This window comes from Pseudomonas sp. UBA4617 (assembly GCF_002386445.1).
GTDB lineage: Bacteria > Pseudomonadota > Gammaproteobacteria > Pseudomonadales > Pseudomonadaceae > Aquipseudomonas.
In genome coordinates this window covers 170,657-193,656 of record NZ_DGIR01000027.1, presented here as the reverse complement: position 1 = coordinate 193,656, position 23,000 = coordinate 170,657, and the positions used below count along the sequence as shown (strand labels likewise).

At 65.0% G+C, this 23,000-nt stretch carries 24 protein-coding genes; 12 read left to right on the top strand and 12 right to left on the bottom strand.

The features are described from left to right. Nucleotides 1-63: 63 nt before the first annotated feature. On the bottom strand, nt 64-1,842 hold the full coding sequence (locus B4L76_RS13395; RefSeq protein WP_296233102.1) for a phosphoethanolamine transferase CptA: 1,779 nt from the start codon (nt 1,840-1,842) through the stop codon (nt 64-66). A gap of 154 nt (nt 1,843-1,996) precedes the next feature. On the opposite strand from B4L76_RS13395, the gene B4L76_RS13390 reads away from it, so the two are divergent. Continuing rightward, nucleotides 1,997-2,143, top strand: coding sequence for a DUF2986 domain-containing protein (locus tag B4L76_RS13390; RefSeq protein WP_296233101.1), 147 nt, complete (start codon nt 1,997-1,999; stop codon nt 2,141-2,143). Between the two features lie 41 nt (nt 2,144-2,184). Here B4L76_RS13390 and B4L76_RS13385 read toward each other — a convergent pair whose 3' ends face one another. Then, nucleotides 2,185-2,553 carry a hypothetical protein gene (locus tag B4L76_RS13385; RefSeq protein ID WP_296233206.1) on the bottom strand — a complete coding sequence of 123 codons (369 nt, stop codon included), beginning with the start codon at nt 2,551-2,553 and terminating at the stop codon, nt 2,185-2,187. Nucleotides 2,554-2,736: 183 nt separating this feature from the next. Next, the gene (locus B4L76_RS13380; RefSeq protein WP_296233100.1) at nt 2,737-3,336 is read right to left on the bottom strand and encodes a biliverdin-producing heme oxygenase; all 600 of its coding nucleotides are present in this window, start codon (nt 3,334-3,336) and stop codon (nt 2,737-2,739) included. Nucleotides 3,337-3,490: 154 nt separating this feature from the next. On the opposite strand from B4L76_RS13380, the gene B4L76_RS13375 reads away from it, so the two are divergent. Then, nucleotides 3,491-3,982: a GNAT family N-acetyltransferase gene (locus tag B4L76_RS13375; RefSeq protein ID WP_296233099.1), complete on the top strand. Its 492-nt coding sequence runs from the start codon at nt 3,491-3,493 to the stop codon at nt 3,980-3,982. 71 nt (nt 3,983-4,053) lie between these two features. On the opposite strand, the gene B4L76_RS13370 is transcribed toward B4L76_RS13375, so the two are convergent. Next, nucleotides 4,054-5,412, bottom strand: coding sequence for an 8-oxoguanine deaminase (locus B4L76_RS13370; RefSeq protein ID WP_296233098.1), 1,359 nt, complete (start codon nt 5,410-5,412; stop codon nt 4,054-4,056). Nucleotides 5,413-5,566: 154 nt separating this feature from the next. Further along, nucleotides 5,567-6,943: an APC family permease gene (locus tag B4L76_RS13365; protein ID WP_296233097.1), complete on the bottom strand. Its 1,377-nt coding sequence runs from the start codon at nt 6,941-6,943 to the stop codon at nt 5,567-5,569. A gap of 276 nt (nt 6,944-7,219) precedes the next feature. Here B4L76_RS13365 and B4L76_RS13360 point away from each other — a divergent pair, with 276 nt between their 5' ends. The 3 genes from B4L76_RS13360 (at nt 7,220) to B4L76_RS13350 (ending at nt 11,052) form a co-directional block, all read left to right on the top strand. Further along, on the top strand, nt 7,220-8,062 hold the full coding sequence (locus B4L76_RS13360) for a helix-turn-helix transcriptional regulator (protein WP_296233096.1): 843 nt from the start codon (nt 7,220-7,222) through the stop codon (nt 8,060-8,062). 43 nt (nt 8,063-8,105) lie between these two features. After that, entirely contained in the window at nt 8,106-9,488 is a 1,383-nt protein-coding gene (locus B4L76_RS13355) for an aspartate aminotransferase family protein (RefSeq protein ID WP_296233095.1), read from the top strand. A 70-nt stretch (nt 9,489-9,558) separates the two neighbouring features. Then, the gene (locus B4L76_RS13350; RefSeq protein WP_296233094.1) at nt 9,559-11,052 is read left to right on the top strand and encodes an aldehyde dehydrogenase; all 1,494 of its coding nucleotides are present in this window, start codon (nt 9,559-9,561) and stop codon (nt 11,050-11,052) included. A 165-nt stretch (nt 11,053-11,217) separates the two neighbouring features. Here B4L76_RS13350 and B4L76_RS13345 read toward each other — a convergent pair whose 3' ends face one another. Next, nucleotides 11,218-12,090, bottom strand: a complete 873-nt coding sequence (locus tag B4L76_RS13345) for a LysR family transcriptional regulator (protein WP_296233093.1) — start codon at nt 12,088-12,090, stop codon at nt 11,218-11,220. Nucleotides 12,091-12,224: 134 nt separating this feature from the next. Here B4L76_RS13345 and B4L76_RS13340 point away from each other — a divergent pair, with 134 nt between their 5' ends. From B4L76_RS13340 to B4L76_RS13325, 4 genes are all read left to right on the top strand, one after another. After that, nucleotides 12,225-13,352, top strand: a complete 1,128-nt coding sequence (locus B4L76_RS13340; RefSeq protein WP_296233092.1) for a muconate cycloisomerase family protein — start codon at nt 12,225-12,227, stop codon at nt 13,350-13,352. 63 nt (nt 13,353-13,415) lie between these two features. Continuing rightward, nucleotides 13,416-13,706: a muconolactone Delta-isomerase gene (gene catC, locus B4L76_RS13335; protein WP_296233090.1), complete on the top strand. Its 291-nt coding sequence runs from the start codon at nt 13,416-13,418 to the stop codon at nt 13,704-13,706. 43 nt (nt 13,707-13,749) lie between these two features. Further along, entirely contained in the window at nt 13,750-14,685 is a 936-nt protein-coding gene (gene catA, locus B4L76_RS13330) for a catechol 1,2-dioxygenase (RefSeq protein WP_296233089.1), read from the top strand. Nucleotides 14,686-14,789: 104 nt separating this feature from the next. Then, a complete protein-coding gene (locus B4L76_RS13325) occupies nt 14,790-15,284 on the top strand; it encodes a GNAT family N-acetyltransferase (protein WP_296233087.1) in 495 nt (164 codons plus the stop codon). A 25-nt stretch (nt 15,285-15,309) separates the two neighbouring features. Here the strand turns inward: B4L76_RS13325 and B4L76_RS13320 are convergent, their stop codons facing one another. Continuing rightward, complete coding sequence (locus tag B4L76_RS13320; RefSeq protein ID WP_296233086.1) at nt 15,310-16,134, bottom strand: aldo/keto reductase; 825 nt, start codon at nt 16,132-16,134, stop codon at nt 15,310-15,312. A gap of 247 nt (nt 16,135-16,381) precedes the next feature. Between B4L76_RS13320 and B4L76_RS13315 the strand changes: the two genes are divergently transcribed. Continuing rightward, nucleotides 16,382-17,260, top strand: a complete 879-nt coding sequence (locus tag B4L76_RS13315) for a DMT family transporter (RefSeq protein WP_296233084.1) — start codon at nt 16,382-16,384, stop codon at nt 17,258-17,260. A 20-nt stretch (nt 17,261-17,280) separates the two neighbouring features. Here B4L76_RS13315 and B4L76_RS13310 read toward each other — a convergent pair whose 3' ends face one another. Both B4L76_RS13310 and B4L76_RS13305 read right to left on the bottom strand, forming a co-directional pair. Further along, the gene (locus B4L76_RS13310; RefSeq protein ID WP_296233082.1) at nt 17,281-17,877 is read right to left on the bottom strand and encodes a hypothetical protein; all 597 of its coding nucleotides are present in this window, start codon (nt 17,875-17,877) and stop codon (nt 17,281-17,283) included. Nucleotides 17,878-17,976: 99 nt separating this feature from the next. Continuing rightward, a complete protein-coding gene (locus B4L76_RS13305; protein ID WP_296233081.1) occupies nt 17,977-18,882 on the bottom strand; it encodes a LysR family transcriptional regulator in 906 nt (301 codons plus the stop codon). A 232-nt stretch (nt 18,883-19,114) separates the two neighbouring features. Here B4L76_RS13305 and B4L76_RS13300 point away from each other — a divergent pair, with 232 nt between their 5' ends. Both B4L76_RS13300 and B4L76_RS13295 read left to right on the top strand, forming a co-directional pair. After that, on the top strand, nt 19,115-20,020 hold the full coding sequence (locus B4L76_RS13300) for a LysR substrate-binding domain-containing protein (protein ID WP_296233079.1): 906 nt from the start codon (nt 19,115-19,117) through the stop codon (nt 20,018-20,020). 88 nt (nt 20,021-20,108) lie between these two features. Continuing rightward, nucleotides 20,109-20,813, top strand: a complete 705-nt coding sequence (locus B4L76_RS13295) for an SDR family oxidoreductase (protein WP_296233077.1) — start codon at nt 20,109-20,111, stop codon at nt 20,811-20,813. 7 nt (nt 20,814-20,820) lie between these two features. Here B4L76_RS13295 and B4L76_RS13290 read toward each other — a convergent pair whose 3' ends face one another. The 3 genes from B4L76_RS13290 to B4L76_RS13280 form a co-directional block, all read right to left on the bottom strand. Then, a complete protein-coding gene (locus B4L76_RS13290; RefSeq protein WP_296233076.1) occupies nt 20,821-21,219 on the bottom strand; it encodes a tetratricopeptide repeat protein in 399 nt (132 codons plus the stop codon). A 193-nt stretch (nt 21,220-21,412) separates the two neighbouring features. After that, nucleotides 21,413-21,874, bottom strand: a complete 462-nt coding sequence (locus tag B4L76_RS13285; RefSeq protein ID WP_296233075.1) for a hypothetical protein — start codon at nt 21,872-21,874, stop codon at nt 21,413-21,415. 131 nt (nt 21,875-22,005) lie between these two features. Further along, complete coding sequence (locus B4L76_RS13280; RefSeq protein WP_296233074.1) at nt 22,006-22,917, bottom strand: LysR family transcriptional regulator; 912 nt, start codon at nt 22,915-22,917, stop codon at nt 22,006-22,008. Between the last annotated feature and the right edge of the window lie 83 nt (nt 22,918-23,000).

Genomic DNA, 23,000 nt, shown 5'->3' with positions numbered 1-23,000 from the left:
GCGGCGCCTGCTTCGCGGGTGAATCCGCTCCAACAGGAACTGCATCAGCCTGCGCAGCAAACGTCAGTTCAGGCCTGCGTCGTTCTGCGCTGGGCCGTTGCTGACGGTCTCCTGCAGCGGCTCGGCCTTGTCCAGTGGCAGGTGGTCGAACTCGCGCAGGCTATCCTTGCGGTACGGGTCGCCAATCCAGCGCGGGGCCACCACGAACTGTGGGCTTACCAGGCTTTTGCCCGGTTCGTAGCGGTCGTAGCTCAGCCCGGCGAGGTCGGACAGGGTATGGATCAGGTGCGAGCTGCTGTAAGGGCGGTCGACCATCGCCTGCAAGTCGCGCGGGTGCTCGGCCCGCCAGCTTGGCGAGGTCCACAGCAGGAACGGGATGGTGTACATCGGCCGGGTTGGCGCGCCTTCGTTGCGCCCCAGGCGGTCGTGGTTACCGGACCGGTACACGTCCTCGCCATGGTCAGACAGGTACAGCAGGAAGCCATTGGGGGTAGTGGCCGAATAACGCTTGATCAGGCTCGAGACCACGTAGTCGTTATAGCGCACCGCGTTGTCGTAGAAGTTGTAGGTTTTCACCTGCTCGCTCGTCAGCACGGCGGGCGCGCCCTGACGGTCGGTGAAATGCGCGTAGTCGCCTGGGTAGCGGTAGCGATAGTCCATGTGCGTGCCCAACAGGTGCACGATGATGAACTTGTTCGGTGCCGGGTCCTGCAGGGCCTTGTCGAACGGCGCCAGCACCACCTCATCGTACTGGCTGGCATTCTGGTTACGCTGGTTGTTCAGGTAGACCGGCGCGTCCGTCTGCTGCGAGAACGTGGTCAGCATGGTGTTGCGCTTGGTCATGGTCTGCTGGTTGGTAATCCAGAAGGTCTTGTAGCCGGCCTGCTTCATCAGGTTGATCAGCGACGGATCGGTGAGGAAGCGGTCCGGGTTCTGCTCGTCGCCGAAGGTGAGGATCTGCTGCATCACTTCGATGGTGTAGGGGCGTGGCGACACCACGTTGCGGAACACCGTCAGGCCGTCGTCGCTGGCCGCCAGGGCATCGAGGTTGGGCGTGGTGTCACGGTTGTAGCCGTACAGGTGCATGTGTTCGCGGGTGGTCGATTCGCCCAGTACCAGCACCAGTGTGCGTGGCGCGGCACCGCTGCTGTCACGCAGGTCCTGCAAGGGCGGCAGCGCAGCATTGCGCGCCAGCAGTTGCTGCATGTTGTTCAACTGCTGACGGTACTGGCGGTAGCCGACCAGCAATTGCCAGGGCACGGCCGGTTCCATGCGCTGCTGGACCTTTTCTGCCGCGTCGGCAAAGCTGCGCTGCTGAGTGACCAGCTGTTTGTAGAACGGATACACCAGGTTGGCCAACAGCAACAGGGCAACCACTGGCAGGCGGCTGCGCAGCGGCAGGCGCACCGGGCGCACGCGCTTCCACAGCCACACGGCGACCAGCGTGTACAGCAGCAGTGCCAGGCCAAGGCCGACGCTGAAGTACTGGCTGAAGTACTCACCGGCCTCGGCGGTATTGGACTCGAACATCACGAAGATCACGCTTTGCGAGAACTCCTGACGATAAATGGCGAAGTAGCTCAAGCCCACCAGCGATGCAGCCCACAGGATCACACCGATGACCGCGGCCGTGGCACGGGTGAAGCGTGGCAGCAGCAGTACCGGGGCCAGCCACAGGCTGCTGAGGAACAGGGCATCGCGGAAACCGGCGAAACCGGTGGTGCCACTGAACAGCAGCAGCGCCTGGGTCACGCCCGAGAAGTACCAGAAAAACAGCAGGAGCCAGCCCAGGCCGGCCCAGTCCACGCGCTGCGGCGCAGAAGGGGAAGAAGTGTGTGACACGGATGCCTCGTCGTACCATGGCGGCCAGCGGATCTGCCCGGCGCCGGAAAAGCCGTGACGCTAATCTGCCGCGTGTGAAAATAACGTCAATCAGGCGCTGGCCCAGGCAAGGTATGATGTGCCCGGGCAATCCGCACTGACAGGTCGAGTGAGAATGAACCGTCGCAAGAAGATCAAGCAGCTGTTGCAGGCGCATGCCAAGAAGGCCAGTGCGAAGCTGGCACCACGCAAGCCAAAGTACATTTGCAAGGCGGACCGCCTGAAGATGGAAGCCGAGGCGGCGGCGGATACCGCCACCTGACCAACCAGCGCAGCCGTCAAGGCCGCGCCAGTTGCCGCGCCTCAACGGCGGTAGTGACGATAATCGTCATGGTAGCGCTGGTGCATGGCCCGCTCATGGCGGCGCTCCCAGTCTCGCCGGCGTTCCCAGTCGCGGCGGTATTCCCAGTGGCGGCGGCGCTCCCAGTCACGTCGGGCCTGCTCGCGACGCCACTGTTCGCGGCGCCAGTCGCTTCTGTGCTCATGCCAGCGGTCGTCACCATGGGCGAGCAGCGTGGCGGGCTGCCCATCGGCCACACTGGCCAGCTTCGCCCAGGGGTTAGCGGCAGGCTGCTGGGGTGACTGCACCGCCGGGGCAGCCGCTACGGACGGTTTCATGGGGGTTGCCGATGCCGTGCCCATCGCCGCCAACGAGAACAGGCCGAGCAGCATCAACCTTGCGACATGTATTTTCATGAGCGAAGCCAACCTCTGAGAACAATTGAGCCATCTGGCCAGCAGGTGGTTGGCGATTCTGTCTCGCGTCCCGCTACCTTTCTGTGCCTCCCACATAGACCGGCAAACGGAAAAAAGTTCGCTATGGCAACAACTTGTACAACATTTGAAACAACCTGATCAGCGGTTGCTGATACAGGCAAACACCGCGCGAAGGTGCATCTGATAGCTGTCGAACGCCACAATCGCGCCAGCGACCACCTCGGCTTCTTCCTGCGCATTCAGCGACAAGCCGTCCAGCCTGGCGACGAACTGCCGCCAGGGCAGCCCCCGGCCCTGCGGATGCGGCGCCAGGTGACGAGCGCCGAGGCCGGCGTGCAGCCCCAGGCGCTGGGCATGCTTGAGCAGAAACGCAGCCCCAAGGTTCGACCCCTCGCTGCAATACAGCCAGCCCAACGCCTGGGCCGGGCTGGCACAGACCTGTGAAGGGAGCGCCGGCACTGGCAGGCCTAGATCGCCCAGGTCATGCTCGATCGCTGCGAAACGCGACAGTGGCGCCAGCCCAGGCAGCAGCAGGTTGAGCTGTTCGTCGCGGTACATCGCCACCAGGCTGCCGTGAAAGCGATGCTGCACCTGCAGGAAGCGGCCGTAGCGTTCGTGGCTCTCGAAAGGCCTGGCCGCCATTACTCGTTGATCGACATCGTCGTGGGCCTGGCTGCTGGCAGCCTTCAAGCGTTTGCAGCGGCTGGGTTCGGTGAGCGATAGCGGCACTGAGGCCATCGGCGTATCCATAGCATGTGGGCAATGCGCCATGATGCTTGTCATCCCTGGCCTACAGCAAGCGCCAAGTAACAGGTTTGAGAAAGCTGCCGCTCTGCTGGGTAGTCATTTACCATGGCGGCCGCTTTGCCAATCATCGTCAAGGAAACCCGTCATGAGCACCCCGCAGTTCCGCACCCCCACCGCCGCAGACGCCGAGCGTTGCTACGCCATCGAGATCGGCGCGTACGAAGGGGACGAGGCGGCCACGCTGGACAAGATCCGCACCCGTATCGCGCAGTATCCGCAAGGCTTCCTGATGCTGGAGCAGGCGGGAGAGATCGTCGGCTTCATCAACAGCGGCTGCGCCCATCAGGTGGTGATGGCCGATGAAGCCTTCAAGGAACTGGTCGGGCATGACCCGCTAGCGCCGAATGTGGTGATCATGTCGGTGGTGGTCGACCCGGCGCACCAGGGCAAAGGCTACGCCAGGTGCCTGATGGACGAGTTCGTCAGGCGCATGAAGACCGCGGGCAAGCAGAGCATCCACCTGATGTGCAAACAGCAGCATGTGCCGCTGTACCAGAAGATGGGTTACCAGTACGTGCAGCCATCGCCGTCGGCGCACGGTGGCATGGCCTGGCATGAGATGGTGATGGTCCTCTGACCGATTCAGCGTGCGCGGCCCGGGTCGCGACAGGGTTGCTGGCAGCCTGTCGCGACACGAGGCCTGCCGCTTTATCCGCCGCTGACCAGCTGCTGCGCCAGTAGATTGTGACGCTCGAGCACCCGTGGCAGGTCGACGGTGAGCAGTTGGCCGTCCTGCACCACCACCCGGCCGTTGATCACGCTGGTATGCACCTGGGTCGGGGTGCAGAACACCAGCGCCGCCAGCGGGTCATGCTGGCCGCCGGCATAGGCCACGTGGCCCAGGTCGAAGGCGACGAAGTCGGCGACCATGCCCGGGGCGAGGGCGCCGATGTCATTGCGGTTCAGCACCTTGGCGCCGCCGAGGGTGGCAATTTCCAGCGCTTCGCGCGCGGTCATCGCGTCGGGGCCGAAGCCGACCCGTTGCAGCAGCAAGGCCTGGCGCACTTCACCGATCATGCTGGCGCCGTCGTTGGAGGCCGAACCGTCGACCCCGAGGCCCACCGGCACGCCATGGTCGCGCATCTTGCGCACCGGGGCGATGCCCGAGGCCAGGCGCATGTTCGAGCACGGGCAGTGGGCCACACCGGTGCCGGTGCGGGCGAACAGCTCGATGCCGTGCTGGTCGAGTTGTACGCAGTGGGCATGCCACACATCGTGACCGACCCAGCCGAGGTCCTCGGCGTATTCGGCGGGGGTCATGCCGAACTTCTCGCGGCTGTAGGCAATGTCGCTGACATTCTCGGCCAGGTGGGTGTGCAACGACACGCCGTACTGGCGCGCCAGCAGCGCCGCTTCGCGCATCAGGTCGCGGCTGACCGAGAACGGCGAGCAAGGCGCCACCACGATGCGGCGCATCGCGCCGTGAGCGGCATCGTGGTAGTCCTCGATCAGGCGCTGGGACTCCTTGAGGATGTCGGCTTCCTTCTCCACCACCGTGTCCGGCGGCAGGCCGCCCTGGCTGCGGCCCACGCTCATGCTGCCGCGGGCGGCGTGGAAGCGCATGCCGATCTCGTCGGCGGCGTGGATGCTGTCGTCGAGCTTGCAGCCGTTGGGGTAGATGTACAGGTGGTCGCTGGAGGTGGTGCAGCCGGACAGGATCAGTTCCGCCATGGCGGTCTGGGTCGACACCGCGATCATCTCGGGGGTCAGGCGCGCCCAGATCGGGTACAGGTTGGTCAGCCAGTTGAACAGTTCGCCGTCCTGGGCCGCCGGCACCACGCGGGTGAGGCTCTGGTACATGTGGTGGTGGGTGTTGACCAGGCCAGGGATGACCACTTTGCCGGCCATGTCCAGCACCACGTCGGCGTGCTGGGGGAGGGTGTCGCTGGGGCCGACCTGACGGATCAGGTTGTCTTCGATGAACAATCCGCCGTTGCTGATCTCGCGGCGTTCGCCGTCCATGGTGACCAGCAGGGCGGCGTTTTTTACCAATAGCGTCTTGGGCATAGCATGTGCCTGCGCAATACCCAGCGACGATTGTCGCTGTCGTAGGCGCTGCGATATGTAAACAGAGTCCACAAGGATTGTATACACCCGCCATGTTCGAACCCGCCACGGTCCGGGTGAACCAGCGCCCGCCCGGATCGTTCAGGCGCGCCCGTCATTCGGCCATCTGCAACTCCGGTAGCTTCACCCGGAACGCCCGCGTAAGCCCGAGCAGCATCACCAGGCCCAGGCCCATCCAGCACAGGCCGATGCTGAACGACAGGCTGGTCAGGCTGCCCCACAGCCACAGCGTGCTGAGAAAGCCCAGGCCAGGTACCACGCCATACAGCAGGTAGTTGCGGGCCCCACGCAAACGGTGGTCGACCAGGTAGTGCTTGACGACTGCCAGGTTCACCGCCGAGAACGCGAACAACGCGCCAAAGCTGATCATGTTGGCCACGGTGTCGAGGGTGATCACCAGGGCGACCAGCGACAGCAGGCTGACCACCACGATGGCCACGGCCGGCACGCGCTTTTTCGTCACCAGTCGGCCGAACGCCCGGGGCAGTGCACCGTCGCGGCCCATGGCGAACAGTACCCGCGACACGCTGGCCTGGGACACCATGGCCGAGGCGAAGCAACCGGCCACGTAGGTGGCGGTAAAGGCGGTCACCAGCAACTCACCGCCCACCCGCCGCATCACGTCCACCGAGGCCGAATCGGGGTCGGCGAAGCTGCCCCAGTCGGGGAACACCATCTGCGCGCAGTACGACACCAGCAGGAACAGCAGGCCACCGATCAGCGACACCGCCAGAATGGCCATCGGAATGCGATAGGTCGGGTTGCTGGTTTCCTCGGCCATGGTCGATACCGCATCGAAGCCGAGGAACGACAGGCACAGCACGGCAGCGCCGGTCATGATCAGTGGCACGCTGAAGCCGTCGTGATGGAAGGGCGCCAGCAGCGAAGCCGGTTCGGCCTGGCCGGCAATGTTGCGTATCGACAGGGCAACGAACACGACGATGAACACCAGTTGCAGCATCACCAGAAGCCAGTTGACCCGGGTGATCGATTCAATGCCAACCAGGTTGAGGCAGGTCACCAGGGCAATTGAGCCCAGCACCCATAGCCAGGCGGGGATGGCCGGAAAATACTCCGCCATGTAGATGCCGATCAGCAGGTAGCTGAGCAACGGCAGGAAGATGTAGTCGAGCAGCAGCGTCCAGCCGGTAATGAAGCCGATGTGGCTGCCGAACGCCTTGCGCGCGTAGGTATACACCGACCCGGAATAGGGGTGGGCCTGGACCATGCGCCCATAGCTGTAGGCGGTCAGCAGCATGGCGGCGAGGGTCAGCAGGTAGGCGGTGGGCAGGTGCCCCTTGGTCATCTGGGTAACCAGCCCGTAGGTGGTGAACACGGCCAGCGGCACCATGTAGGCCAGGCCGAACAGGATCAGTGCGGTCATGCCCATGGAGGTGCGCAAACGCCCGCTCGGGATCGAAGCGGGGGCATGCGCGGCGGGAGAATGAGCTGTACTTGTTGTTGTATGCATTGCTAGCTCCTGGAAAGGGATGCAGGGCACCGCAGCAGGCGAGCGGGCTCGCTACCGGGGCGTTGTGCAAGGAGGTCGAGCGCGGGGCTCGCAGCGTGGGGCGGCTTGATCCTCCCACACCCTGCAGGTGCCCGGAATCACCCTTTGGGGTGAGCCGGACGGCGCGCACCGGCGCTCACCCCAAAGGGTGATTTCGATGCAGGCGCCGCCATGGGAGTATCTCCCCGACAACGCACCGCATTGCGGCGGTGCCCTACTTGAAATGGCAGGCCCACCGTGACCCATCGATTGCTTACACAACAGTGGTTCGAGCACCAGGCCAAGGTCACCGAGGCCATCGGCCGCCCGGGCTTTGCTGCCACCTTGTTCGCCGCACTGGGCGTGATTCACCCGATCCAGGCGACCACGGTGTACCTCTACCCGCACCACGGCATGCCCAGCGCATTGTTCGAGCAGGATGACAAGGCGCCCTGGCAGCCCGAAGGCAATGTCAGCCGCTACCTGTCGGGCTTCTATCTGCTCGACCCGTTCTACGGTGCCTGCGTGGAGCAGGTCGAATCCGGCTGCTATGGCCTGTTCGAGGTGGCGCCGGACCATTTCGAGGTGAGCGAGTACTACCAGTCGTTCTACCGCCATTCGCACCTGCAGGATGAACTGAACTACATCCTGCAGCGGGTGCCCGGGCACAGCCTGGCCGTGTCGCTGGCCTTCACCGACAAGCTCGATGGGCACAGCCGCGCGTTGTTCGGTTGCATCACGCCCTGGGTGCTGGCAGTGCTCGGCAGGCATTTCGCCGGGCTCGACAGCCGTGCCGGGCGCTTCGAGAACCTTCTCGAGCAGCGCATCCATGCGGCCCTGAACAATTTCGGCAGCTCATTGCTCACCGAGCGTGAGTGCCGTATCGCGCAGCTGATCCTGCGTGGCCACTCCACCAGATCGCTGGCCGAGCGCCTGGGCGTGTCGGAAGACACCATCAAGTCGCACCGCAAGAACGTCTACGCCAAGCTCGACATCGGCACCCAGTCCGAACTGTTCTCCCTGTTCATCGACGCGCTGGCCAATGCCCAGGGCGTGCTGGGCAAGGACCCGCTGGAAAGCTACATGGGCAAGCTGCGCTGAGCGCCGGCAGCCCGCACCCCCCCACCGCAAAGGAAAACCAACAATGAATGCGCCTTTCGCCCCGCTACGCCAGACCCGCGACTACCAGGCATCCGATGCCGCCCACCACATCCATGCCTTCCTCGACCAGAAGGCGCTGAACGCCGAAGGGCCACGGGTGATCGTCGGCGGTGAACGCCTGCACCTGTGGGACAGCGAGGGCAAGCGCTACCTCGATGGCATGTCCGGCCTGTGGTGCACCCAGCTCGGTTATGGCCGTCGCGACCTGACCGCCGCCGCCACCACGCAGATGGACCAGCTGGCCTACTACAACATGTTCTTCCACACCACCCACCCGGCGGTGATCGAACTTTCCGAGCTGCTGTTCAGCCTGCTGCCCGCGCACTACAGCCACGCGATCTACACCAACTCCGGCTCCGAGGCCAACGAGGTGCTGATCCGCACCGTGCGCCGCTACTGGCAGGTGGTCGGCCAGCCGGCCAAGAAGATCATGATCGGCCGCTGGAACGGCTACCACGGCTCGACCCTCGCTGCCACGGCGCTCGGCGGCATGAAGTTCATGCACGAAATGGGCGGGCTGATACCGGACGTGGCACACATCGATGAACCTTACTGGTACGCCGAGGGCGGCGACCTGAGCCCGGCCGAGTTCGGTCGCCGCTGTGCCCTGCAGCTGGAAGCAAAGATCCTTGAGCTGGGTGCCGAAAACGTCGCCGGTTTCATCGCCGAACCCTTCCAGGGCGCCGGTGGCATGATCTTCCCGCCGGAAAGCTACTGGCCCGAGATCCAGCGCATCTGCCGCCAGTACGATGTGCTGTTGTGTGCCGATGAAGTGATCGGCGGCTTTGGCCGCACCGGAGAATGGTTTGCCCATGAATATTTCGGCTTCCAGCCTGACACCCTGTCGATCGCCAAGGGCCTGACCAGTGGCTACGTGCCCATGGGTGGTCTGGTGCTGAGCAAGCGCATTGCCGAAGCGCTGGTGGAGCGGGGCGGGGTGTTTGCCCATGGCCTGACCTATTCCGGCCACCCGGTGGCGGCGGCGGTGGCCATCGCCAACCTGAAAGCGCTGCGCGACGAAGGCATCGTGCGCCAGGTCAGGGACGACACCGGGCCGTACCTGCAGCGCATCCTCCGTGAAGTGTTCGCTGATCACCCGCTGATCGGCCAGGTGCAGGGCGCGGGCCTGGTGGCAGCATTGCAGTTCGCCGAGCACAAGCCGACGCGCAGGCGCTTTGCCAACGAGAATGACCTGGCCTGGCAATGTCGCACCTTCGGTTTCGAGGAGGGGGTGGTCATTCGCTCGACCCTGGGCCGGATGATCATGGCGCCGGCGCTGGTCGCCAACCACAGCGAGCTGGACGAGCTGGTGGAAAAGACCCGCATCGCCGTGGACCGCACGGCGCGCCTGGTCGGCAAGCTCTAAGGATTTGTCAGCGTATCGCAATGCCTGTGGACCCTGAAGAAAACTGCTCCAACCGTTACCAGGAGTACAAATGTACACCCTCGCATTCTGGCAACAACGCGCCTCGGGCCTGTCCCTCCCGGCGCAGGCGCTGATCGACGGCAAGCCCGTCAACGCGCAGGACGGCGCCACCTTCGCCGCCATCAACCCCGCCACCAATGCCGTGCTGGCACAGCTTGCCGCCTGCGGCCAGGCCGAAGTGGACTTGGCCGTCGCCAGTGCCCGCCGTGCCTTCGAACAAGGCCCGTGGCCGCGCATGGCTCCGCTCGAGCGCAAGAAGGTCCTGCTGCGCCTGGCCGAGCTGATCATGGCCCATCGCGAAGAACTGGCCCTGCTGGACTCGCTGAACATGGGCAAGCCGGTCATGGACGCCTACAACATCGACGTACCGGGCTCGGCCCATGTGTTCGCCTGGTATGGCGAGGCGCTGGACAAGCTGTACGACCAGGTGGCCCCCACCGCACCCAACGCGCTGGCCACCATTACCCGTGAGGGGTTGGGCGTTGTCGCCGCGGTAGTGCCGTGGAACTTCCCGCTGGACATGGCGGCGTGGAAGCTCGCCCCGGCCCTCGCCGCCGGCAACAGCGTGGTACTCAAGCCCGCCGAGCAGTCACCGTTCTCGGCCCTGCGCCTGGGCGAGCTGGCGTTGCAGGCCGGCCTGCCGGAGGGCGTGCTGAACGTGCTGCCGGGCCTGGGCGAGCAGGCCGGGCGGGCACTGGGCCTGCACCCGGACGTGGATTGCCTGGTGTTCACCGGCTCCACCCAGGTGGGCAAGTACTTCATGCAGTATTCGGCGCAGTCCAACCTCAAGCAGGTATGGCTGGAGTGCGGCGGCAAGAGCCCCAACCTGGTGTTTGAAAACTGCCAGGACCTGGACCTGGCTGCGGAAAAGGCCGCGTTCGGCATCTTTTTCAACCAGGGCGAGGTGTGCTCGGCCAACTCGCGGCTGTATGTGCAACGGTCCATTCATGACGCATTCATCGAGCGCCTGCAGGCCAAGGCCCGCCAGTGGCTGCCGGGTAATCCGCTGGACCCGGCGAGCCGGGCCGGTGCGATTGTCGATGCGCAGCAGACCGGCCGGATCGAGGCGGCCATTGCCCGGGCAGGGCAGGAGGGTGCACGAAGGGTGTGTGGTGGCCGGCGCCTGACGATCGACGGTTCGGACAATTACATCGAGCCGACCATCTTCGCCGATGTCGGGGGCCACATGGCCCTGGCACGGGAGGAGGTATTCGGGCCGGTGCTGGCGGTCAGCGTGTTCGACACTGAGGAACAGGCCGTGCGCCTGGCCAATGACAGCATTTACGGCCTGGCGGCGTCGCTGTGGAGCGATGACTTCAACCAGGTCCACCGCGTGGCACGGGCGCTGAAGGCCGGCACGGTGTCGGTGAACACGGTCGATGCGCTGGACGTGGCGGTGCCGTTCGGCGGTGGCAAGCAGTCCGGGTTTGGTCGCGACCTGTCGCTGCATGCGTTCGACAAGTATACGCAGCTCAAGACCACCTGGTATCAACTGCGCGGCTGATGCCGGTTGATCGATCGGGGCGGCCCTGCGGCTCTCCGCCGGCACGGCCGCCCTCATAGGTACTGTGCCGGCTGCAGGAGCGGCTTCTGTCGCGATCACCGGCACAGCCGACGCCATCCACTGCGTCGCCTGCATCGCGGATAAATCCGCTCCTGCATTCAGGCCTTACCTGGCTTGCCGGGCAATCAATGCCAGGCAGCGCTGCACCATCGGGCTGACGTCGCCCTTGCGCCGGCTGAGGATGATCGGGCTGACGGCACTGCTGTCGAGCAGGGCGACGTATGCGATATCGGTGCGGTGCTGTTGTTGCACCGAGGCCGGCACCAGCGTCACGCCCACGCCGACAGCCACCAGGCCAATGGCAGTCTGCAGTTCGTTGGCCCACTGGCTGACGCGGATGCTCATGCCGTGGTGGGCGAACAGTGCCAGTACATGGTCGGCATAGCTGGGCCGAGGGTTGGCGGGGTACAGGATGAACGCCTCGCGCGCCAATTCGGCGAGGGTGAGCGGCGCGCCCGCCAGCGGGTGGCCCTTGGGCAGCACGGCCACCAACGGGTCTTCGCATAGCACCTGCTGCTGAATCGCCGGGTCATCGATGCGGATGCGCCCGAAGGCAATGTCGATGCGCCCGCTTTTCAGCGCTTCCACCTGCTGCAAGGTGGTCATCTCGTTCAGGCCCAGCTCCAGCTCGCTGTCCTGGCGCAGTTCGCGGATCAGCTCCGGCAACACCGTGTACAGGGTCGAGGGGGCGAAACCGATACCCAGCCATTGGCGCTGGCCCTGGCCGATGCGGCGGGTGTTGTCGCTGATGTTGTGCAGCTGTTGCAGCACGGTGCAGGTCTGTTCGTAAAAGAAGCGACCTGCCTCGGTCAGCCGCAACGGTCGTTCGCGCAGCACCAGCAACGTGCCCAGTTCGTCCTCGAGCTGGCTGATCTGCCGGCTCAGTGGAGGCTGGGCGATGTGCAGCAGCTCGGCGGCACGGGTGAAGTTCAGGGTCTCGGCCAGCACCTTGAAGTAACGCAGGTGGCGCAGTTCCATCAGACCTCCAGGGTATGGTGGGAGATTCATTCGATATTGGACGGCCGTCAGGGTCTCGCGCAATCCTTGAGCGATCAAGTAAATGCACCATCCGGGCCTGCCGCTGGCAGCTCGATAAAACGGGACTGGCACCAATGACAAGCGCGTTGATTGAACGTATAGAAGCCATTATCGTCGACTTGCCGACTATCCGCCCGCACAAGCTGGCGATGCACACCATGCAGCAGCAGACCCTGGTGGTATTGCGGGTGCGCTGCAGCGATGGCATCGAAGGCATCGGCGAAGCCACCACCATCGGTGGCCTGGCCTACGGCTACGAAAGCCCCGAGGGCATCAAGGCCAACATCGATGCGCACCTGGCGCCGGCGCTGGTCGGCCTGCCCGCCGACAATATCAATGCCGCCATGCTCCAGCTGGACAAGCTGGCCAAGGGCAACACGTTTGCCAAGTCGGGCATCGAGAGCGCCCTGCTTGATGCGCAGGGCAAGCGTCTCGGCCTGCCGGTCAGCGAACTGCTTGGCGGCCGCGTGCGCGACAGCCTGGAAGTGGCCTGGACCCTGGCCAGCGGCGATACCGCCCGCGACATCGCCGAAGCCCGGCACATGCTGGAAAGTCGCCGGCACCGGGTGTTCAAGCTGAAGATCGGCGCCAACCCGGTAGCGCAGGACCTCAAGCATGTGCTGGCGATCAAGCGCGAGCTGGGCGACAGCGCCAGCGTGCGGGTCGACGTCAATCAGTACTGGGACGAGTCCCAGGCCATCCGTGCCTGCCAGGTGCTCGGCGACAACGGCATCGACCTGATCGAGCAACCGATTTCACGCAGCAACCGCAGCGGCCAGGTGCGCCTGAACCAGCGCAGCCCGGCACCGATCATGGCCGACGAATCGATCGAAAGCGTCGAAGACGCCTTCAGCCTGGCCGCCGACGGCGCGGCCAGCATCTTTGCCCTGAAAATCGCCAAGAACGGTGGCCCGCGCGCCGTACTGCGCACCGCGCAAATTGCCGAGGCCGCCGGTATTGCCCTGTATGGCGGGACCATGCTCGAGGGTTCGATCGGCACCCTGGCTTCGGCGCATGCCTTCCTTACCCTGCGCCAGTTGACCTGGGGCACCGAACTGTTCGGCCCGCTGCTGCTCACCGAAGAGATCGTCAACGAGCCGCTGCAGTACCGCGACTTCCAGTTGCACATCCCACGCACCCCAGGCTTGGGCCTGAGCCTGGACGAGAAGCGCCTGGCGCGCTTCGCCCGTGTGCGTGGGTAAACCCGCTCCGACCAAGGGCTCTGCCAACCAAACGATCCAGTCATACGCAAGGAGTACCTCGCCATGCTGTTCCACGTGAAGATGACCGTGAAACTGCCGCTCGACATGGACCCGGCCCAGGCCGCCCGGCTCAAGGCCGACGAAAAGGAACTGGCTCAGCGCCTGCAGCGCGAAGGTACCTGGCGCCACCTGTGGCGCATTGCCGGGCACTATGCCAACTACAGCGTGTTCGATGTCGCCAGTGTCGAAGCGCTACACGATACGCTGGTGCAACTGCCACTGTTCCCGTACATGGACATCGAGGTCGACGGCCTGTGCCGGCACCCCTCGTCGATCCACAGCGACGACCGCTGACGCGCACCTGTGTGCCTGACAAGAACAAGATGAGGAAAGCACGATGACCACAAAGATTTCCCACACTGCCGATGTTCAAGCGTTCTTCAGCGAAGTGGCCGGCCTGGGCCATGCCGAAGGCAACCCGCGCTTCAAGCAGATCATCCTGCGGGTACTGCAGGACAGCGCCCGCCTGATCGAAGACCTGGAAATCACCGAGGACGAGTTCTGGCATGCCGTGGACTACCTCAACCGCCTGGGCGGGCGCAATGAAGCCGGCCTCTTGGCAGCGGGCCTGGGCCTTGAGCACTTCCTCGACCTGCTGCAGGACGCCAAGGACGCCGAGGCCGGCCTTACCGGCGGCACCCCGCGTACCATCGAGGGCCCGCTGTATGTGGCGGGTGCGCCGCTGGCGCAGGGTGAGGCGCGGATGGACGATGGCACTGACCCGGGCGTGGTGATGTTCCTCCAGGGCCAGGTGTTCGGTGCTGACGGCAAGCCGTTGGCCGGTGCCACCGTCGACCTGTGGCATGCCAATACCCAAGGCACGTATTCCTACTTCGACTCCAGCCAGTCCGAATACAAGCTGCGCCGCCGCATCATCACCGACGCCGAGGGCCGCTACCGCGCACGTTCAATCGTGCCCTCGGGGTATGGTTGCGACCCGCAGGGGCCGACCCAGGAATGCCTGGACCTGCTCGGTCGCCACGGCCAGCGCCCGGCGCATGTGCACTTCTTCATCTCGGCGCCCGGGCACCGTCATCTGACCACGCAGATCAACTTTGCCGGTGACCAGTACCTGTGGGATGACTTTGCCTATGCCACCCGTGACGGCTTGGTCGGCGAGCTGCACTTTGTCGAGGATGCCGCGAAAGCCCGCGACCGCGGTGTACTGGGCGAGCGCTTTGCCGAGCTGGCCTTCGACTTCCACCTGCAGGCAGCCGAGGCCCCGGCGGCCGAGGCGCGCAGCCATCGTCCGCGGGCATTGCAAAGCAACTGAGCCCTGAAGCTTTTTGCCTGGGCCTTTCCGTGCGGGGAAGGCCCGGGCTTTTTATTGCCCGGAGCAAGTAAACTGGTATCCGTCTTTTGCCCGAGCCCCGCACCATGCTGCCCATCGAACTGCTGGCCACCACCGCCGACCAGGCCCCGCTGATCCGCAACCTGTACCAGTTCTACGCCTACGAGTCCTCCGACTGGGAGCAGGAAGACGTCGAGGTGGATGGTCGCTTCTACATCCATGACGCGCACCTGCAACGCTACTGGCAGGCCGCTGGCTGGGGCGCCTACCTGGTGCTGGCAGACGGCTTCATTGCCGGCTTCGTGCTGGTGGAGCGCAGCGAGTTGCCCGGTATCGAGGCATTCGAGCTGGCTGACTTGTTCATCCTGAAAAAGTACCGACGGCAGGGCATCGGCCGGGCGGTGGCGTTGCAACTGCTGGCCGGCGAGGGCGACTGGCTGCTGCGCTGTTACGCCCAGGATGCACCTGCCGTGGCCTTCTGCAACGCCGTGCTGGCGGGGTTATCGCGGCCGGCGCAGGCGATCGCCCTGGAGAACGAGCCTGACCTGGTCAATTACCTGGTGACGGGCGCGCGTCATTAGCCGTTAGCTGCAAGGCGGGCCGCACTCAACTGTTCCAGTCCGGTGCAAACGCCGGGCTGACCACCCGCTGGTCCTTCGGCAAGCCGGCAATCGCCGCGCGGTCCTGGTCATCCAGTTGCACGTTCATTGCCGCCAGGTTGGCCAGCTGGTTGGCGCGGCTGCCGGCCTTGGGGATCACTGCCACGCCATCCTGGTCCAGCAACCATTTCAGCGCCACCTGGCTGGGCAGCACGCCATGCTTGCGGGCAATCGCCTGGATCAGCGGCTGTGCCGCCGCCTGCCCGCGGGCCAGCGGGGTGTAGGCGGTGAGCAGCAAGTCGTGGCGGCGGGCATACTCCAGCAACGCTTGCTGGCCGAGCAGCACGTGGTATTCGACCTGGATCGCCGACAGCGGCGCGCCCAGGCTTTCCACTACCTGGCGCAGCAGCCCCAGCGGGAAATTGGCCACGCCGATGCTGCGTGCCTTGCCTTCGTCACGTAGTGCCACCAGGGTTTCGATGCTGCGCACCAGGTCCCAGTCCTGACCAGGCCAGTGGATGTGGAACAGGTCGACCTGCTCGGTGCCGAGGGCGCGCAGGCTGTCTTCCAGCGACTGGCGCATGGCCTTGGGTGCCAGGCGGTCCCACCACACCTTGGTGGTCAGGTGGATCTGCTCGCGTGGCACGTCGCTGTCGCGCAAAGCCTGGCCGACGGCAGCTTCGTTGGCGTAGGCGGCGGCGGTGTCGATGTGTCGGTAACCGAGTTCAAGTGCCTGGCGTACGGCCTGGGTGCACTCGGTGCCGGTCATTGGCCAGGTGCCCAGGCCGATCGCAGGCAGGTTCAGGCCGTTACGGGTAGTGAGCCTTTGCATGTAGATTCCTTGTCAGCTGCGGGGGATCGCAGTCGATGGTCAGCGATCAGCACGGCACGGGCCATGCGTGCCGGGCGAAAAGTGGTCGATCAGCGAACAGAATCTGCAATCGGCCTGGGCGAGCGGCGATGAAACTTCCTTATGCTGCGGCATCTCTTCTAGAATTCCAGCTGTTGCATCCGCCGGGCCATGCCTGCGCGGGCCTTCCCCGGGCGCCGCACCCAGCCGCGCCGTCATCGAGAGTGCCATGAGTTCCAGCACACCGCTGTCCGGAGTCAACCAACCCCTGCGCGGCATTGCCCTGGTGGTGGTGGCGACGTTCCTGTTCGCCAGTCACGATGCCCTGTCCAAGTTCCTGGGCGGCCTGTACCCGGTCATCATGGTGGTGTGGGCCCGGTATGTGGTGCATACCTTGCTGATGGCCGGCATTTTCCTGCCCAGGGCCGGGCTCAACGTGTTGCGCACGCGCCGCCCGCTGTTGCAGACCTTGCGTGCGTTGAGCCTGCTGAGTACCAGCCTGCTGTTCACCAGTGGCCTGCAGTACCTGCCGCTGGCCGAAGCGACTGCGGTCAACTTCCTCGCCCCGGTGCTGGTCACTGCGCTGTCGGCGCCGCTGCTCAAGGAGCGGGTCACGGTGGGGCAGTGGGTCGCGGTGGTGATGGGCTTCATTGGCGTGCTGGTAGTGGTGCATCCGGGAGGGGCGATGTTCACCCCCGCCATCCTGTACCCGTTCGGTTCGGCGCTGGGCTTCTGCTTCTATCAATTGCTGACGCGCATCCTGGCGGCGCATGACAGCCCGACTACCAGCAACTTCTATGCGGGGTTGTGCAATACCCTGGCCATGAGCGCGCTGGTGCCGTTCTTCTGGGAAATGCCACGTTGGGACCACGCCTTGCTGATGCTGGCGCTGGGCGGTTTCGGCATGACCGCGCACCTGCTGCTGACCCAGGCTTTCCGCCATGCCGCGCCGGCATTGCTGGCGCCGTTCAGCTACTGCCAGATCGTGTTTGCCGGGTTGCTTGGCCTGGTGGCCTACAGCCAGGTACCGGATACCCTGAGCCTGGTCGGTATCGCGGTGATCTGCCTGAGTGGGCTGGGCGCGGCGTGGATGCAGCGGGGCAAGTAGCAAACCCCGCGATCGCGCCTTCATACCCGGCGCTTCAACAGCACCTGCAACGAATCGTCAAAGTCGCGCAAGGCATCGGCCTGCACCGCGCGTTCATCCTCGGCCACCCGCGCCACGTCGCCCAGGCGCTTGTGCGCGCGGCCTTCGGCCCGGCCGATGTAGGTCAGCTGGTCGTCAAAGAAGCGCGCCACCACCCGGCTTTCGATCTCGGCACTGGCCAGGCGGCTTTCAGTATCGAGCAGCACGATGACATCGGGGTGGTCGCCCAGCAGCGTGTCGAGGTCGTCATAGAAGGTCACTTCGGCGAACTGCTGCGCCAGCGAGCGTGCCAGCCAGTCGTACGCCTGGCTCTCGCTGTTCAGGGTCGCCACCGGTATGCGCTGGCCCCGGGTCGGCGTGGCAGCCTGGGCTTGATGGCTGCCGAGGTATTCGAGGGTGGCTTCGGTATCCCGCCCCAGCAACACTGCCACTCGCTGGCCAGGGGCCAGGGCCACGCCGGAAATAGCGGTGGCCGCATAGAAATGCGCGTAGGGCTGGGTGGCGGTGCTGGCTGGGCTGGCGCAACCGCCGAGGGTGGCCAGCAAGGCGAGCAGGGCAGCGATCATGCCGGTTTTCATGGGAAGCCTCATCCATCAGTGAATGCCGCTATCTTCCGCCCGCACCAGGCGCAGCGGAACTCGATGGCATTCATGGTGGCTATCGATGAGGTCGATGGTTTACCGCGCCGCCATGAACTGCAGGATGCGCTCGCGCAACCAGCGCTCGGCGGGGTCGTTGTCCTGGGCACCGCTCCATACCATCGACAGCTCGGCCTCGGTGATCTCGAAAGGCGCCGGGTCGGCGCGCAGGCTGCCATCGTCGGCCAAGGCGCAGGCGGCATAGTCCGGCACCGTGGCGATCAGCTCGGTGTTGCGCAGCAAGGCGCGCAAGCTGCCGAACTGCGGCACCGCCAGCACCACCTTGCGGCAGCGGCCGATGCGCGCCAGGTCGAGGTCGATGTTGCCGCTCATGTCGCCCGAGAACGACACCATCACATGCGGGCGCGCGCAGTATTCGTCGAGGCTCAGCGGGCCCGGACGGTCGTCGGCACGCAACACACGCACGCCGATGTCACGCAGCTTGCGGCGTTTGGCGGTGGCCGGCAGGTCGGTGGTGTAGCTCACTCCTACCGAGATCTCGCCACTGGACAACAGCCCCGGCATCAACAGGAAGTTGGCTCGCCGCACCACCACGCTGATGTTCGGTGCCTCTTCGCGCAGGGCCTGGAGCAGGGCCGGGAACAGCCCGAACTCGGCATCGTCCGACAACCCCAGGCGGAACACGTTGCAGCTGCTGGTCGGGTCGAACTCGCGGGCGCGGCTGATGGCGGCGGAGATCACATCCATGGCCGGCCCCAGCTCGGCGAAGATCTGCATGGCCCTGGGCGTGGGTTCCATGGCCCGGCCGTTGCGGATCAGCAGCGGGTCGTCGAACAGCTCGCGCAGGCGCGCCAGCGCGGCACTGACAGTGGGCTGGGTGATGAACAGCTTTTCGCCGACGCGGGTCAGGTTGCGTTCGATCATCAGGGCTTCGAACACCACCAGCAGGTTCATGTCGACGCGGCGCAGGTCGTTGCGGTTCATGGGGCTCGGTTCCGGGACAGAGGGCTTGGCGGTGTAGTGAAGCACGCTGCAGGGCGTTGTGCCTTGTAGGGATGTGCGCAGGGCTGGTGGATTCTGCCAGCGTGTGCGCCGGGCTTACAGCATGCGCAGCTGTGAACCGTCGCTGCAGGGCCATGCAAGCGCCAGGGCATCGACTTCCCAGGCTGACAAGGTTAGCCTCGCGCAATATTCAGCCGATAGAAAAACCATCGCCATGCCTGCAGGTTACCCCGGGTTGCCTTCGCTCAATGCGCTACGCGTGTTCGAAGTGGTGGCGCGTCACTTGAACTTCCGCCTGGCGGCCGAGGAGCTTGGCGTGACCCAGGCGGCGGTTGCCCAGCAGGTGCGCGGGCTGGAGGCCAGCCTGCAGGTGCGCCTGTTCGAGCGCCTGCCGCGTGGCCTTGGCCTGACCGATGCCGGGCACGCCTACAGCACCAGCGTGCGCAGCGCCCTGGCGATGATCGACGAAGCCACGCGGCTGTTGCGCCCGGCGCCGTCCCAGCTCACCGTCAGCGTGACGCCAACCTTTGCCTCGAAATGGCTGATCCCCAGGCTCGGGCACTTTGCCGAGCGCAACCCCGAGATTGACCTGCGGGTGCTGGCCACCGACCGGCTGTGTCATTTTCACACCGACGGCGTGGACCTGGCCGTACGTTATGGCCAGCCGCCATTTGCTCCGGGCCTGAATGCCGAGTTGCTGATGGCCCCCGCAGTGATCGCGGTGGCCAGCCCGGGGTTGCTGGCCGAAATGGGGCGACCCGGGGATTTCGGCGCCTTGCAGCGCTATGTGGCGTTGCACGATGCGCACAACTTCTGGCCGCAGTTCTACGCCGCGGTGTTCCCAGGCCATCCGCCCGCCAGCGCCCGCACCGTGCGCTTCAACCAGACGTCGCTGGCCATTGACGCTGCGATTGGCGGGCAGGGCATTACCCTGGCCAGCCAGGCCTTTGTCAGCGACGACATTGCCGCCGGCCGCCTGGTGCAGGTGTTCCCGCAGCAATTGCAGCTGGACAGGGCGTTCTACCTGGTTTGGCCGCGCAAAAGGCAGCCGTCTGCCACCCTGCAGATCGTCAGGGCGTGGTTACAGGCGCAAGCGCACGATAGAAAATCTATCGTCTAGGCGAGGCCGGGCTGCCTCCCTCGCTGCCAGCGTGGCTGCTAGTGTGAACGCACTTGCAAACACAATGCTGGGTATCACGGGAGGCAACATGTCTGTAGCAAAAGTAGCCATCATCACCGCCGGTGGCAGCGGCATGGGCGCCGCAGCGGCACGCCGCCTGGCCGCCGAGGGTTTCAAGGTCGGCATCCTGTCGTCGTCGGGCAAGGGCGAAGCGCTGGCCTGTGAACTGGGCGGTATTGGCATTACTGGCAGCAACCAGTCGGTTGCCGACCTGCAGCGCCTGGTCGATGCCGTGGTCGGGCAGTGGGGGCGCGTCGACGTGCTGGTCAACAGCGCCGGGCACGGGCCACGCGCGCCAATCCTGGAGATCAGCGACGAAGACTGGCACAAGGGCATGGATACCTACCTGCTCAATGTCATCCGCCCGGCCCGCCTCGTAACGCCGATCATGCAACGGCAGAAGGGCGGGACCATCATCAACATCTCCAGCGCCTGGGCGTTCGAACCCAACGAGATGTTCCCCACCTCGGCGGTGTTCCGTTCGGGGCTGGCTGCGTTCAGCAAGATCTTCGCCGACACCTACGCCGCCGACAACGTGCGCATCAACAATGTGCTGCCTGGCTGGATCGACAGCCTGCCGGCCACCGAGCAGCGCCGCGACAGCGTACCGCTCAAGCGCTATGGCTCCAGCGACGAAATTGCCGCGACCATCGCCTTCCTGGCCAGCGAAGGGGCCGCCTATATCACCGGGCAGAACATCAGGGTCGATGGCGGCCTGACGCGGAGTGTCTAGGTCGCCGTCATTGCGCAGCGGTCGGCAGCATGCCTGAGCGCCGGGCACTGTGCGCGGCCTCTATCAGCTGCAGGTTGCGATTGCGTAACGCATGGTTGGCGCCGACACGCAGGTTGGAGCGCAGCGCCAGGGTTTCGGCCTGTTCGTACTGCCCTTGCTGAAGGCGCAGCACGCCCAGGTAGTGCAAGGTTGCCGGATTATTCGGCTGGATGTGCAGCGCGCGCTCCAGGGTGGCCGCCGCCTGGTCCAGCTGGCCTTCGGCATACTGCTGCGAAGCCGTTTCGATCAGCAAGGTCGAGGCATTGTTGCTGCGTGCCGATGCGCAGCGCTCGCCGGCCAGTGCTTCGGGTACGAGGGTGGCGCTGAACAACAACAGCAAGGCGGACAGGACAGGTGTGCTGGGCATTGGCGGTGGTCTCGACAAGGCTTTGCCAGGCCCTGGTCGGTGGGCAAGGGTGGGCGTCACAATGCTGGCCGGGGGGCGGCCAGCATAGCCGGGGCGCACCAGGGTTGAGTGCGCTGTGGGATTGATCTGCACGCTGCGGCAGTTGGCCGGGCGTGCAGGTCTCAACCGTGTCCGACGATGGCCGTGTCGAGCCTCAACGATCGTTCTTCGACGAATTTCGGGCCGCGCCGCTCAGCCCTTTGGCGTTGTGGTCACCTGGCGTAGTGCCAGAGATCGCCGTCGATTTCGCCAGACCGCGGGTGTCTCTGGATTGTGCAATACCGGAAGTGGTAGTGCCGTGGCCGTTGTCACTGTTGCGCGAGCTGCCGTAGTGGTTACCGCTCAAGCCACGGTCGCGCGTGGCCTTGCCGGCATGGTCATCGCTTTGGCCCATGCCGTTACCAGAGTGGCTACCCTTGCCACCGCCAAAACCGCCGCCCAGGCCACCACCATGGCCGCCACCATTGCCATGACCACCACCACCGCCGTGACCGCCACCACCACCACCACCGCCCTTGGCATAGGCCGAAGCCATGGGCGAAATATCGGCTGGCAACAGTGCCGTTGCGCCGAACGCAAAGGCGCAGGTAAACAGGGCAACCAGGGTTTTTCTCATGTTTGTTCGCCTCCAGAAGGCGCAGGGGTGCTCGATAGCCCATACGACAGGAGGTTGCATTTTTAGTTCCAATACCCTGACAGGATGCACCTGGACCTGCTTTGCTGGCCGGCCAGTGAAACGCACCTATGCTAGATTTTGCGGGCCTGGAACAACGCCCGGATCACCTCCCTCATCCAGCGATTGCCACTGTCCTGCTGGTACCGGGCGTGCCAATGCTGCTTGACCGTGAAGCCTTCCACCGCAAACGGGCAATCGTGCACCTGCAAACCATGCATGTCGGCCAGTGTCTGGCCGATGTGCCGCGGTAGCGTGGCCACCAGGTCGGTCGACCCGACGATCATGCCGAGGCCGAGAAACCCCGGCAGCTCCAGCATGATCCTGCGCTCGATGCCGGCCCGCGCCAGGCCGGCCTCGAGCAACTTCTGCCCGGTCCCGGCACTGACCTGCACGTGCCCTTCGGCCTGGTAGTGCGCCACGCTGATACCTTGGCCCAGGCGTGGGTGTTGCGGGCTGCTCAGGCAGACCCAGTCCTGTTCGAACAACACCTGCTGGTACATGCCGGCGCCCAGCCAGGGTACGAAGCCGATGGCCAGGTCCGCTTCGCCCGATTCCAGGGCACTTTCGGTATTGCCATCGATGCGTGCCGCCTCCAGGCGAATGCCTGGCGCATGGCTGCGCAAGTGGTTGAGGATGCTGGGCAGCAAGGTGATGTGGCTGGCATCGCTGACACACAGGCGAAAACGCCGCTGCGCTGTGGCCGGATCGAATTGCGGCGCCCAGGTGGTCAGGCGCCGCAGCGACTCCAGCACTTCGCGGCAGGGCCCGATCAACTGGTCAGCCCGCGGGGTGGGGGCCATGCCGCCCGGGGTGCGGACAAACAGCGGGTCGTTCAGTTCTTCGCGCAAGCGACCCAGCCAGATACTCACTGTCGGCTGACTCTGGCCCAGTTGTTCAGCCGTACGGGTCACGCTGCGGCACTGGTACAGCACATCGAACAGCTGCAGCAGCTTGGGATCGGGCAAGGTGTCGAGTGTGCTCATTATTGTGAAACTCAATACATGTATTGAAGGCATTGTATAGCGTCAATAAGGCCCGCTGCATAAGGTAGTCGCAAACCACAGGA